General features: G+C 58.2%; 10 protein-coding genes, 1 tRNA gene and 1 pseudogene. 3 read left to right on the forward strand and 9 right to left on the reverse strand.

The window, feature by feature from the left end:
• Positions 1 to 60: 60 nt before the first annotated feature.
• Positions 61 to 3,366 carry a Cna B-type domain-containing protein gene (locus tag QPC17_RS05430; RefSeq protein WP_285347071.1) on the reverse strand — a complete coding sequence of 1,102 codons (3,306 nt, stop codon included), beginning with the start codon at positions 3,364 to 3,366 and terminating at the stop codon, positions 61 to 63.
• Here QPC17_RS05430 and QPC17_RS05435 point away from each other — a divergent pair.
• From QPC17_RS05435 to QPC17_RS05445, 3 genes are all read left to right on the forward strand, one after another.
• Positions 3,355 to 3,576: a hypothetical protein gene (locus QPC17_RS05435; RefSeq protein WP_143602190.1), complete on the forward strand. Its 222-nt coding sequence runs from the start codon at positions 3,355 to 3,357 to the stop codon at positions 3,574 to 3,576. The genes QPC17_RS05430 and QPC17_RS05435 overlap by 12 nt on opposite strands.
• A gap of 35 nt (positions 3,577 to 3,611) precedes the next feature.
• Positions 3,612 to 7,532 carry a Cna B-type domain-containing protein gene (locus QPC17_RS05440; RefSeq protein WP_285347072.1) on the forward strand — a complete coding sequence of 1,307 codons (3,921 nt, stop codon included), beginning with the start codon at positions 3,612 to 3,614 and terminating at the stop codon, positions 7,530 to 7,532.
• 527 nt (positions 7,533 to 8,059) lie between these two features.
• Positions 8,060 to 8,197, forward strand: coding sequence for a hypothetical protein (locus QPC17_RS05445; RefSeq protein ID WP_160326876.1), 138 nt, complete (start codon positions 8,060 to 8,062; stop codon positions 8,195 to 8,197).
• A gap of 10 nt (positions 8,198 to 8,207) precedes the next feature.
• Here the strand turns inward: QPC17_RS05445 and QPC17_RS05450 are convergent, their stop codons facing one another.
• From QPC17_RS05450 to nadD, 8 genes and pseudogenes are all read right to left on the reverse strand, one after another.
• A complete protein-coding gene (locus tag QPC17_RS05450) occupies positions 8,208 to 9,086 on the reverse strand; it encodes a GIY-YIG nuclease family protein (protein WP_068539130.1) in 879 nt (292 codons plus the stop codon).
• Between the two features lie 69 nt (positions 9,087 to 9,155).
• Positions 9,156 to 9,371, reverse strand: coding sequence for a type II toxin-antitoxin system RelB/DinJ family antitoxin (locus tag QPC17_RS05455; RefSeq protein WP_236698677.1), 216 nt, complete (start codon positions 9,369 to 9,371; stop codon positions 9,156 to 9,158).
• Positions 9,372 to 9,637: 266 nt separating this feature from the next.
• Positions 9,638 to 9,763, reverse strand: a pseudogene (locus QPC17_RS05460) (ClbS/DfsB family four-helix bundle protein); the annotation flags it as partial.
• Positions 9,764 to 10,029: 266 nt separating this feature from the next.
• Positions 10,030 to 10,102 (reverse strand) — tRNA-Ala (locus QPC17_RS05465).
• A gap of 139 nt (positions 10,103 to 10,241) precedes the next feature.
• Entirely contained in the window at positions 10,242 to 10,937 is a 696-nt protein-coding gene (locus QPC17_RS05470; RefSeq protein WP_062613753.1) for a histidine phosphatase family protein, read from the reverse strand.
• Complete coding sequence (gene rsfS, locus QPC17_RS05475; RefSeq protein WP_068539132.1) at positions 10,934 to 11,458, reverse strand: ribosome silencing factor; 525 nt, start codon at positions 11,456 to 11,458, stop codon at positions 10,934 to 10,936. Before rsfS ends, QPC17_RS05470 begins: the two co-directional genes overlap by 4 nt.
• A 13-nt stretch (positions 11,459 to 11,471) precedes the next feature.
• Entirely contained in the window at positions 11,472 to 12,215 is a 744-nt protein-coding gene (locus tag QPC17_RS05480) for a hypothetical protein (RefSeq protein WP_143602122.1), read from the reverse strand.
• Positions 12,212 to 12,844, reverse strand: coding sequence for a nicotinate-nucleotide adenylyltransferase (gene nadD, locus QPC17_RS05485; RefSeq protein WP_285347531.1), 633 nt, complete (start codon positions 12,842 to 12,844; stop codon positions 12,212 to 12,214). Before nadD ends, QPC17_RS05480 begins: the two co-directional genes overlap by 4 nt.
• Positions 12,845 to 13,096: the final 252 nt, after the last annotated feature.

Here is a 13,096-nt window from a genome sequence, read left to right on the forward strand (position 1 = left end):
GCCGGCCAAACTGTTACGGGCTAAGCGCTACCTGTTTGTTAGGTTGCGCGTGGCGTGTTGTTACGCCCGGTTTCGCCTAACTAGCGCCACGCCAGCGCCAAGCAGGCCAAGCGCAAGGGCAACGGTCATGCCGATCTCAACACCCGTGCGTGGCATCGGGTCACGCGGCTTTTCTGGCTTGTGCGGGGTCGGCCCCGGAGGCGTGTCCTTGGTGTTGGTCACCACATAACCATCGGTTGCGCTGCCATTAATAGAAGCCGTGTAGTCAGGCACTTCTACCTCAGCCACCGTGTATGCGATCTCGGTCTTTTCACCGTTAACCGTCACAAACTTCGGCAGGTCCTCAAACGTGGCCTTCCAACCGTCCTTAGCGGTCAGCTCCAAAGACTTACCCGTGTCCTTACCATCAGCCAACAACTTGATAGTCACAGAACCCGGACGGTCCGATTCCACATCACCAGACCACTTCTTCTCCACAGGTACCGAGGTAACGGCAGGAGCGTCCTTAGTGTTAGTCACCACGAACCCGTCTGCTGCACTACCACTAATAGAAGCCGTATAGCCCTCAACAGAGAGCTCTTCAACCGCGTAAGTGATTTTTGCGCGCTTACCGTCAATGATCACGAACTGAGGAAGATCTATGAACGTGTGCTTCCATTCGTTCTCAGCGTTTAGTTCGACAGGGTCACCAACTGGGTTGGTTTCCTCATTGATCGTTCTGGTCAGCTGAACCTCAACTGGTTTTGTTGAACCCGGATCAAGATCTTTACCCGCATGATCCTTCCAAACCTTGGTTACATCCACCTTCGTGGTGGGAGGTACCTCAGTGTTCGTGACAGTGAAGCCGTCTACCGCGTCACCTTCTACCTTGATAGTGAATCCGCTGACGCCTAGTTCCTTGACGGAGTAGGAGATCTTGAGTTCCTTGGCGTTCTCGGAATTCTCCTCGCCAATGGTCTTAGTGGCCGGGAGGCTCTCAAAGGTATACGTCCAGTCATTCGTCTCATCGAGCACTACTGGATCACCCACGGGGCTCTTGTTAATGCCGTCGGTAGATTGAAGGAGCTGCACGTTAACAGGTGACATTGCTAATGGGGCAGTGATCGTCAAGCCGTCCAGCGCCGTGCCCCCCAACTCAACTGTGTTGACTCCGTCAACGCCCTGCTCTTCAACCGAGTACTTGACCTCTACCTGCTTGCCGTCAACGGTCTTGGTTTTAGGCAGGTCCTTGAACGTATGCGTCCAGTTGTTGTCCGCATTCAGCTGAGCCGGCTGGCCAATGTAGAACGTGTCTTTGCCAACTGATCCCACTAGCTGCACCTTGACCGCAACCTTGGAAGCGTCGTCAAGGTCGTTGCCCTCTGCGTCCTTCCACGCCTTGGAAACCTGCACCTCAGTCTTTTCGGGGGTTCCGAATTCAAGGCCACCGTTTGAGCCAATACCGCCACCACGCGGAGCCTGGTTCTTCGTAATCCTCAACCTTGCCCAGGATTTCGCGTTGCCTTTAGCATTCTGATCAGTAATGGTCTTTAGGCCTGCGTTTTGAAGCGAGGTTCGGTAATCACTGGACTCGTCGGACTCGCGCTCCTCGCCATCGAACACCTGCTTTTTACCAGGATTCTCGGCATCGAAACGCGGCTTGTTGTAGCCGCCATCCTTGTAGAGGGTGGACTCACCGCCACCGAGCATACGCGGATCGATAAGCATACGTGCGGAAGTGGAACCACCATAGGCGTCATGCGCAATATCGTCGCCCCAGTGGTGATCGTTAGAGCTTGGAGATTTGTTATCGAATACTGCTACGCCATTCGTGACGTGAATCTTCATGCTACCTGTTGGGCAGAGCCAAACACCGCCGCCGACTCCAACAAAGCTTCCTTTGGTTGTGCTGTTCTCAGTGATGAGCGTGTCCATGAAGTGAGCGGTATAAGACTTCGTCGCGACGTAGACGCCGCCGCCCTGCTGGTTGGCATTATTCCCTTCAATCAAGCCGGCATTGAGATTCACGGCATTCGATATCACGTTAATACCGCCCCCGGTGCGAGTGGCGCTATTACGCACCACGCTGCCCCCGTTCATTGTGAATCGGGCGGGAGAGACCTTGGTCCATTCTTGCGGTTTACGCTCCCCGAAATGCTGTTTCGTCCATCGGCTGCCGTCCGAATCGATCTCTTGGTAAGTGTTAGGATCGCCGTTAATGTACATATCCATCACGTTTACGCCGCCGCCGTTTGGCGCTTGGTTGTCCGCGATGGTACCACCATTCATAGTGACGTCAGCATTTCCGAAGATATCGATACCTCCACCGGCAAAAGCTGCTTTACCCCGCGAGATTTCGCCGCCATTGAACACTAGCGTTGAGCGCGTGTCCGATGTGTCATCGCCGGGTTTTACGTTGCTCTCATTCAGCCAGTGGCTCACGTTGATATTGCCGGCCCAACCAGTGTTGTCAGTCAGCGTGCCGCCGTTAATTGTTAGATGGGCACCACTAAAAACACCGATGCCACCAGCTTCTCCGTATGCGTATGGGCTGTAATCGGATTGCCCCTCAGAAATCTCGCCGCCGTTCATCACCATCGTAGCGCCGTCAGTCAATGCGACGTTCGCCGCACCAAACTGGCCTCCCTTGCGCTGATTGTCAGTGATCTTACCGTCGTTAAGGGTGAACTTTGCGTCCCGGCCCTTGACGGTAACTGCACCCTCGCCGCCGTTACTCATCTTACGTGCACCCGTAACAGTGCCGGCGTTCATCACTAGTTCGCCTTCCACGAGAATGGTTGGGGAGAAGCTGGAGCCCTTTACAACATTTTCGTATTGTGCGCGCGAGTCAATAGTGATGCCCGCACCGTTTCCAGTTCCGTCAGAGAGGGTTAGTTTTGCACCCTTTTCAACCTTCAGTAGGCTGCCCGTGAAATCACCATCATCGCGAATGATCTTGCTTTCTGATGACCACGCAGCTGTGTTTGCATCCACTAGCTCAATATCTGCGCCAGCGGGAATGACGATGGTCTTCGTCAGCAAAGTCTCGGTACCGTTACCAATTTCGATCCTGGTCGGTGTAGTTCCAGCCTGCGCGATGAGTTTTTCTAGATGGTCCGGCTCACAGTACAGAACCCGGCCCTCTTCGTAGCACTTTAGGACCTGCCTGTCGGGGGATTCTGGCGCGGCCTCGGCAACCGGAGGAAGGCCGGTGCCCATCACCACTAGAAATACTGTTAAACATGCTACCCACAAGGCTGGGAGAAACCTGTAGTTCTTTATGCTTTTCACTTTTCCACTTTCTTCAGAGTGCAACACAAGCTTCGGAATACGGCCGGAGAGCTTATAGGACGAAACTATGCTGTCAAAGGAATCGTGAAGAAACAAGATATTACTTTATGTCGACAAGATTATCACGATGCGAGCCAACACCTAGCGGGATCGTCGGACACGATCCGGCATGTCGCCCGGCGCGAAGAGTTGCCGGAAACACAAAAGAATTCGTTCACGCAAATGATCGCGATAAAGGCTTGGGAATTAAGTCCAAAATGTGAAAGACTCGAAATTACGATACGCGTGATCTGGCCCGTTGTTTAGCAGACCAGAGGCCGCTGTTGTGAGAGGAGCAAATAATGATGGGCCGTTGGATGCGGTCGTTAGGAATTTTGCTGGCCACAGTGTTGGCAACAGTCGGGTTGACTGGCGGAGTAGCTCAGGCAGCTGATATTAATTCCTGGGACGACGTTATTACTGCGGTTAGTGGTCTTGGTGACGGCGAGTCAACAGAACTGTCAATCGAATCAGAAATAACCGTGGAAAACGGGGCGCAGCCGCTGGTTGTGCCCGCGGGGAAACGAGTCACCCTAACGGGTAGCGGAAAGATCAGCGGAAATGGGTCCCCACTCTTCACGGTAGAAGAGGGAGGAACGCTCACCCTATCCGGCCCGACTTTCACAAACGCGCAGTTTAGCGTTGCGGGCGATATGAACCTTGTGGGCGGCGCGATCCGCGACACTGCGGTAACCGGCCCGGTCATTTTTGTTAACGGAGGAACGTTAAAAATAGGTGGAGACGCTGAGTTTTCTGGTAACAACGTTTCAGATGAGTCTGGTGAACTTCGCCCGGCAGGGGTAGAAAAAGAAAAATATTCTCCAATCACTGCCTACAACGGCACCGTGCGAGTAGAGGGCGGAAAGCTTAGCGGCAATCATGGACTGCGTTACGGCGGCGCGATTGGCCTATGGGCGCGAGATGGCGGAACGCCTACTTTCGAGATGACGGGCGGAACGTTAATTGGAAACGTGGTTAGCCACCCCAATTACAATGGCCGCGGCGGCGCAGTTTACGGTGAGAGAACCTCGGTGAATATAACTGGAGGCACCGTGCAGGAGAACATCACGGAGATCGGTGCTGGTCTTGCCTTTATCAATAGCGACGTTGCTCTGTCAGGCGGCCTTGTCGTTCAAGGGAACAACAACGGGGATTACAAAGGCGTCGGCGGCGGCCTCTTTCAAAGTGGAGGCATGCTGAACATCAGCGGCGCAACGTTTACAAAGAACGTGTCCACTGGTTCCGGCGGTGCGATCTACACAGAGGGCGATACGAAGGTCGATATTGCCGGCGCCGATATATCTTCTAACAACGCTGCGAGGTCTGGTGGAGGCGTTGCCTTCAATGGAACTACGAAGGCTGTGATCCACGCTGCAGTTTTGAGCGGTAACACCTCTAATGGCTTCTGGGGCGGTGGCGCAATGTACAGCGACACCAAAGCCGAGGTTACGATTTACAACGGTCTCATTCGTGACAACGTCATCAAGCCCGGTTTTCTCATCCAAGCCGGCAACCATCCTGTGAGTGCTCAAGGCGGCGGTGTCTGGAACTGCCCCACGGGTTCTACCGTTATGCACGTGACGCGCGGCGTGGCGATTTTTGACAATGTGGCACCCGATGTCTTTAAGGGGCAAAATAAGGGTGCCGGCCATGATTTCGCTAGCATCATCAAACACGAGTTCGATGAGCCGGTAGCAGGTCATGCGGTCGAGGTTACTGAGCGTATGCTCGGTGGTAGCCCTCGCGCTTGGTATCAGGACGGTTCGATTTATGGTATTCACGGTAACTGGTCCGCTAAGGGAAAGGTTCCGCGCTACTCAGCTGATGGAGACAACACCGCCATCAAACCAAACGAAAAGGTTACTAACAACATTGCTTTCAAGTCGGTCCCAACGCCCGACGCTAAGGCTATCGCGGAGATTCTTGCGACTGTGAAGATCACCGATAACGTCGCCACCGGCACTGGTATTTCCGGGGCTGGCATTGCCAACAACGGCAAGCTAACTTTTGGCGAGCCTGATGCGTGGAAACTGAAGTTGGAAAAGAAGTGGGCTAATGATGATCCAGAAGATCGCCCCGAGAGCATTTCGGTGGACGTGAAACTTGGTGACAAGACGTTGCAGACCGTCGAGCTCACAAAGAAGAACGATTGGAAGGCCGAGCTAGCCAACTATCCCGATCCGAGCACGCTCATTGATGCCAAGACGGGCGAGACTATCCCGCTGACCTTCGTTGAGCATGAAGTCAAAGGCTACATGGCTCACGACGCTGTATTGTCGCAAAACAAAGACACAAAGACGATCGAGGTTGAAATCGTTAACGAACCTCCCACGTCGATCAAGGTTGAAAAGCAGTGGTCTGGTGATGTGGAATCGGACCGTCCGGGTTCTGTGACTATCAAGTTGTTGGCTGATGGTAAGGACACGGGTAAGTCTTTGGAGCTGACCGCTAAGGACGGTTGGAAGGCCACGTTTGAGGACCTGCCGAAGTTTGTGACGGTTAACGGTGAAAAGACCGAGATCGCATACACGGTGGCTGAGGTAGAAGTGCCTGACTACACGGCTTCTATTAGTGGTAGCGCAGCAGACGGGTTCGTGGTGACTAACACTAAGGACGCTCCTGCCGTTACCTCGGTACCTGTGGAGAAGAAGTGGTCTGGTGATGTGGAATCGGACCGTCCGGGTTCTGTGACTATCAAGTTGTTGGCTGATGGTAAGGACACGGGTAAGTCTTTGGAGCTGACCGCTAAGGACGGTTGGAAGGCCACGTTTGAGGACCTGCCGAAGTTTGTGACGGTTAACGGTGAAAAGACCGAGATCGCATACACGGTGGCTGAGGTAGAAGTGCCTGACTACACGGCTTCTATTAATGGCAGCGCAACCGATGGTTATGTGGTGACTAACACTAAGGACGCTCCTGCCGTTACCTCGGTACCTGTGGAGAAGAAGTGGTCTGGTGATGTGGAATCGGACCGTCCGGGTTCTGTGACTATCAAGTTGTTGGCTGATGGTAAGGACACGGGTAAGTCTTTGGAGCTGACCGCTAAGGACGGTTGGAAGGCCACGTTTGAGGACCTGCCGAAGTTTGTGACGGTTAACGGTGAAAAGACCGAGATCGCATACACGGTGGCTGAGGTAGAAGTGCCTGACTACACGGCTTCTATTAGTGGTAGTGCAGCAGACGGGTTCGTGGTGACTAACACTAAGGACGCTCCTGCCGTTACCTCGGTACCTGTGGAGAAGAAGTGGTCTGGTGATGTGGAATCGGACCGTCCGGGTTCTGTGACTATCAAGTTGTTGGCTGATGGTAAGGACACGGGTAAGTCTTTGGAGCTGACCGCTAAGGACGGTTGGAAGGCCACGTTTGAGGACCTGCCGAAGTTTGTGACGGTTAACGGTGAAAAGACCGAGATCGCATACACGGTGGCTGAGGTAGAAGTGCCTGACTACACGGCTTCTATTAGTGGTAGTGCAGCAGACGGGTTCGTGGTGACTAACACTAAGGACGCTCCTGCCGTTACCTCGGTACCTGTGGAGAAGAAGTGGTCTGGTGATGTGGAATCGGACCGTCCGGGTTCTGTGACTATCAAGTTGTTGGCTGATGGTAAGGACACGGGTAAGTCTTTGGAGCTGACCGCTAAGGACGGTTGGAAGGCCACGTTTGAGGACCTGCCGAAGTTTGTGACGGTTAACGGTGAAAAGACCGAGATCGCATACACGGTGGCTGAGGTAGAAGTGCCTGACTACACGGCTTCTATTAGTGGTAGCGCAGCAGACGGGTTCGTGGTGACTAACACTAAGGACGCTCCTGCCGTTACCTCGGTACCTGTGGAGAAGAAGTGGTCTGGTGATGTGGAATCGGACCGTCCGGGTTCTGTGACTATCAAGTTGTTGGCTGATGGTAAGGACACGGGTAAGTCTTTGGAGCTGACCGCTAAGGACGGTTGGAAGGCCACGTTTGAGGACCTGCCGAAGTTTGTGACGGTTAACGGTGAAAAGACCGAGATCGCATACACGGTGGCTGAGGTAGAAGTGCCTGACTACACGGCTTCTATTAATGGCAGCGCAACCGATGGTTATGTGGTGACCAATACTAAGGACACCCCGCCGCCTTCACGGCCCCCATTGGTTCGCACAGGTATAGCAGTTGGAGGCCTGGCAGGAGTGGGCGTGGCCCTGCTCGCTGCGGGAATCTGGGCTGTATCCAAACGCCGCCGCGTGTAAGCAAGCGCGGGTGGGTCCGCAAATCTGCGGGCCCACCCGGCTAACATGAACTAGCTTCCTCATTATTTATGCAGCTAGCTCATGCAAAACACAAACACCTCCCAGCTAATGCCTGGGAGGTGTTTCGTTATAGATATCCGGTCACATAAACTCTGTGCGATTAGTGCCCGTCAGAAAAATCCAACGCGCACCAATAAGGACCATCACGTCAGATCAGATCATCGCCTAGACAATCCGCAACCATCCACACCGCGCGATCCTTAAACTCTGGTGAATACCTTTTCGCCATGTTCCTAATACTCTCAAAACAGGTAGGAACAAAACTCACTACGCTTCAAGAGCTCTCGACTCGGCGCACAACAAACTGCAAGCCCTCATCCAAACGTTTACCACGGAGAGGCTACACGACACCCGCAAAGTCCCCGCGATCCGCCCCACGCCGATGCCCGGCAGGGCTACACGCTGGAGACCGGCGAGGAAGATCCACGACCAGATCGAGAGCCGCGAGGAGTTCGTGCGGGGCGCTCGTGCGGCGGCTCGTGGTGGAGGACACCTACGAGGGCCAGACCCGGGGCTATCTCACCGCCTACGAAAACGACATTAAGCGCGCCGACTCGTGGGACGATCTCAAGGCGTTCTCGGACCTGGCGACCATCGCCCTATAACCGGGTTCGCTCACTCCTCCGCTTCGAGCTGCTTGAGGGTGCGCCCATCGGGCAACTGCCAGGTGACGTTGCCGCTCAGCGACGCGCCGCCCACAAAGCCCGCCGCCGCTGACGGCGAGGTGAAGAGGAGGTCCTTGGTGATAACGCCGTCTGCGGTGATGGAGGCCGCGTACTTCTCGCGATTCTTGACCACGCTGCCGGGGACGCTCTTGGTCATCGTCGGCGAAATGTGGCTACCGGCCATGACAACGAATCCCTCCGAGGTGCGGGTTCCAGTCGCCTTCACCTTGCCGTAGCGGAAAGTGAAGATCGGGCCGCCGTCCTCCGGAGCCTCGACCACCTCGACCACGCGCTTCTTCGCGAGCAACGGCTCGAAGACCTTGTAACCAAGCGTGCCGACGATCAAACGCGCGTAGGAGATGAACTCGTCCATCTCACTCTCCTTCTCCTCGGTGATGTTGCCCAGCGCCGGGTCGTTCCCATTCATCACCTGATAGCGCCCCGCCTCAAGCGCCATGTTGCGGAAGCGATTTTCAAGGTAGCTGATCTCGGTCTGCCCGAAGGAGTTGTCGCGCGTGGTGAGCGCGACCGCCTCGTTCCACCAGTCCTTATCAGTGTCGCGCTTGTGCTCCTCCCACCGGTTGAGGATGCCCAATCCGTTCTTCCGCGCGGCCGCCTGGCCGATGTAGACCACGGGCTCGTCCGTGGTCGGGTCCGCACCGAAGAGCAGGTACACGCCAGTTTGCTTCAGTGCATCGATGTTGCGCGCCTCGTCCAGCATCGTGCGGGGAATCTTGTATGCCACGCCCGTCCAATTGGCCAGCGTGCATTTGATCCGGCCGTTCGGATCGCCGTCCATCAGGAACAGATTGATTGACTTGCCAGCCACCCTTGCACCTCTTCTCGCTTGTCTCTGCAATCCTACCTACCCGCGCGCCGGCAACAAGCTCGTCTTCGTTCACTTCACGTTGTCAAGGTATTCGATCGCCTCCGCAGCGTTGTCGAACGTCGCCCCGTCATCGGCTATCTCCCCTGCGAGGATGCGCTCCGTGTGAGCAATAGCTTCGGCGGTCACGCGGTTCGGGACATTCAACGTGGGACGAATCGGCAGGCCCTGCTCACGCACCGCCTGCGTGAGGAACATGTTTAACGCGGTCGACAGATCGAGGCCCAACGAGCGGAACAGCTTCTCCGCTTCATGCTTCGTTCGAGCATCTATACGAGAGTTATCCGCGTCATCTGATACTCACTCTTCCTTGCCATCATCGCCCCCCCTGAGTCGTCCGTACATCCAGTGTGCGCACACCATACACCAATGGCTAGGAGCAAATCTCACAGTCCCTACAGCAGCCGCATGTACGCCCGCGTCTTCTTCGCCGCCCACTCGTACTGGGAGCTGGTCGCTGACACGAAGTAGAACCCCAAACTCGTCGACACCGTCTAGTCAAAGCACTTCTTCGTGAACAGCTCCTCGTCACTAAAGCCAGCGATCATGTCCAACACCCGCAGGTGGGAGGCCGCTAGGAGCTCGCAGGCGTGCTCGTACGTCGTGCCCGAATGCGCGGCCGCGAAGCGCTCGTTGAGCTCGCCGTAGGTGCGCCACGTATACGGCTCGGGGAAGAAGGACGCCGGCGCCCACCCGCGTGGGCGCTGGTGCTACCTGGCGTTGTTCGCGGTTGCCGAGTTCGCCGTCTTCGCCGGCCCCTCCGCCGGCCCGGAGCCGACCGTGCCATGCTCCCCCGGCGCCCGGCCCAGCGCTACTCATCTGGTTAGTCAAGCGCGGGCACGAAAAACCCGGAAACCTCGATTTCTCGCGGTTTCCGGGCCACCTGTGGAGCTAAGGGGATTCGAACCCCTGACCTCTTCCATGCCATGGAAGCGCGCTACCAACTGCGCCATAGCCCCTCAAGACTTGATTTATACTACTCAGTTCTCCCCGTCCGCGCCAATCCAGGACCTCCCCCAGTGGGTGAAACGGCTCACTACCTGGCGGTTAACATGGGCCACCGCTCGGGGCGGGACTCACGGGCGCCACCGCCGGGCCTCAGCCCTCCACGCCCACATTGTAGGATCGCAACCGCCACACCGGATTCGCCGCCGGCCTCGGCTCGAGCACTGCCCAGTGGCAGTTGTCCATCCCCTGCAGGCCCACCCACTCGGACGGGTTCTGCCCCAGCATGCTCATCACGCCGTTCGCAATCGACCCGCCGTGGGCCACGAACACGATCGTCACGACGTCGTCCCCGCCGGCCACGCCAACAACCCCGCCACCCGCGCCATTGCCCTCGCCAGCTACGCGCGCCTCACCAAGCTCCCGAATCACGTCGGCCAGTGCTCGCTCGATGGCCTCGTGCACGCGCTGCCCGCAGGCCTCCCGGGTCTCGACCCCGACTCCTTCGGGTTCCCGCCCCTCGCGCCAGGCGTGCCATTGTTGAGGGTCGCGGGCACGGATCTCGTCGGAGCTGAGCCCCTCCCATGGGCCGTAGGCCCGCTCACGCAGGCCGGCATCGGGCAGCACCTCCAGCCCAGTCACATCCGCAAGATACTGCGCCGTTTGCAACGCGCGCCCCAAATCCGAGGAGTAAATCCGCGCGGGCTTCATTCGCGCCAGCGCACCGGCAGCAGCGGCCGCCTGCGCGTGCCCGACCTCATTGAGCGGATAGTCCTGCGACCCCTGGATCCGCAGCGAGGCATTCTGAACCGTCTGGCCGTGCCGCCAAAAAACCAGCCTCAGCTTCACGCCTCATCAGCGGCCGCCGGCGCGCCCCCGTCTTCAGCATCGCTGTCGTCTTCGTCGTCGCCCGCATCGTCAGCCGAGCGGGCGGCACGAGCCGCAAGATCGTCGTCGGCCGGCGCGAAGTAGTCCGCCAGCGACGAACGCGGCCCCTCCTCCACCGTCACGTCCTCGGGTAGCTCAATGACCGGGCAGTCGCCCCACAACCGCTCGAGCGCGTAGAACTCGCGGTCCTCGTCCTGCTGGACGTGCACCATGAGATTACCAAAGTCGAGCAGGACCCAGTGAGCCTCCCCCTCCAGCCCCTCGCGGCGCAGCCGCTTCACGCCGATTTTGTACATCCCCTCTTCGATCTCATCAACCAGCGCGCGCACCTGCCGCTCCGACGAGCCGGAGACAACCAGGAACACGTCCGTGATCACAAGCCGCTGGGACACGTCGATCGCGGTGATCGACGTCGCCTTCCCAGCTGAGGCGGCGCGCGCCGCCGCGATGGTCTGTTCGATCGTTTCCGGTGTAGCTGTCACGGTGTCCTTTCAGTTACAACAGCAGGGCAGAAAAATCGTTCACGACGCCGGGCATCGGCTCCGACAGGAAGGTCATGTTGATCCACGACCCGCCGAGGTAGCCGACGATTGCGGCTATGAGGACGAGGATGATGAAGTTGAGCCAGGTGCGGCGCGGGGCCTCGACCTCGGTGTCGGGGGCGGGATCGTCGGCGACGTCGACCTCAACCGCGGGCTTCGGTGCGGGCGTCTTCTCGGCCACGGGGGCCGGCACGGGGGCGGTGGCGTGCGCGGGCTCGGCGGCGTCGCCGGCCTCCTCACCGCGGCTGGTCATCGCCAGGAAGCGGTCACGGAGGGAGTCTTCGGGCTCGTCGTCATCCAGGTCCACCTCCGGCTCAGCCTGCTCGGCCTCGGCCGCCGCCTGCACGGGCACGGCCGGCTTAGCCACTTCGGCCGCGGGCTCCTCCTCGGGCTCGGCGGCCTCGAAGCGATCAAACACTGACTTGCGCTCATGCTGGACCGGCTCCGGCGCCTTGACGGCCTCCATCGCCTGAGTAGGCTCCCCAACATCCTCGGAATTTGCCGACTCCCCAGTCTCCACATTCTTCGGCACTTGCTCGCCAGCCTCGCGCTGTGCCAGCTCACGCAGTTCCTTGCGCGACGGGCGGCGAAGGCGCAGCTCCGTGGTGTCGTAAACCGGCGGGGTGTCGGTGGGCGCGTCGAGCAGGCCCTGCTCGCGCATCTGACGGCGACTCAGCCGTGGAGTTTCCTCACTCATTCTTCCTCCTTGCCCTCGGCGGTGGCGTGGATCGACACCGGGTCGAGGGAGGTCGTTGTGGCCTCGTTCGTTATATATAAATGATACTTGTTTATGTACTGCACTACGCCATCGGGCACCAAATACCACACGGGCACGCCCTCGCTGGCGCGATTGCGGATAGAAGTAGATGAGATGGCCATGGCTGGGATGTCCACGAGCGACACCGAGTCCTCCGGCAACCCCGACACGTCCAGCACGTGCCCCGGCCGGTTCACGCCCACGAAGTGCGCCATGGCCCACAGGTCCGCGTTGTCTTTCCAGTCGAGGATCTGGGACAGGACGTCGGCGCCGGTGATGAAGTAGAGGTCGGCATCGGGGTGGAGAGCCTGCAGGTCGCGCAGGGTATCCACCGTGTAGGTGACACCGCCGCGCTCGATATCCACACGCGAGACGGAAAAGCGCGGGTTGGACGCCGTCGCGATCACGGTCATGAGGTAGCGGTGTTCGGCGAGCGTAACCTTGCGGTCCTTCTTGAAGGGCTGTTCGCCGGTGGGCACGAAGATGACCTCGTCGAGATCATAGAAGTGCTGGACCTCCGAGGCCGCCACGAGGTGCCCGTGGTGGATCGGGTCAAACGTGCCGCCCATGATCCCGATTCGCCGCCGACGCCCCGGCTCCCCCGCCGGCGTCGGAATATCTGGCAGCTCCTCCACGACACGCAGCCTCTGCGATTCGGCCATACCGTCTCCTTCCGTTAGGTCAATTGAACCAGCTCAGCCCGCGGGCGTCGAGGTGGTGCGGACTTTCGCCTTGTTCACGACGGCGTCCGGGCGGGTTCACGACAGCGTCGGGTCGCGTTGGCGCCGACGGCCGGGCGCGGTCACGACTGCGGGGCCGGC

It is taken from the genome of Trueperella bernardiae, from assembly GCF_030246965.1.
Classification (GTDB): Bacteria; Actinomycetota; Actinomycetes; order Actinomycetales; family Actinomycetaceae; genus Trueperella; species Trueperella bernardiae.

Excerpts from the sequence above, each read along its gene's own strand:
- QPC17_RS05440 (WP_285347072.1), top strand. The coding sequence starts at position 3,612 with ATGATGGGCCGTTGGATGCGGTCGTTAGGAATTTTGCTGGCCACAGTG.
- QPC17_RS05480 (WP_143602122.1), bottom strand. The coding sequence starts at position 12,215 with ATGAGTGAGGAAACTCCACGGCTGAGTCGCCGTCAGATGCGCGAGCAG.
- nadD (WP_285347531.1), bottom strand. The coding sequence starts at position 12,844 with ATGGGCGGCACGTTTGACCCGATCCACCACGGGCACCTCGTGGCGGCC.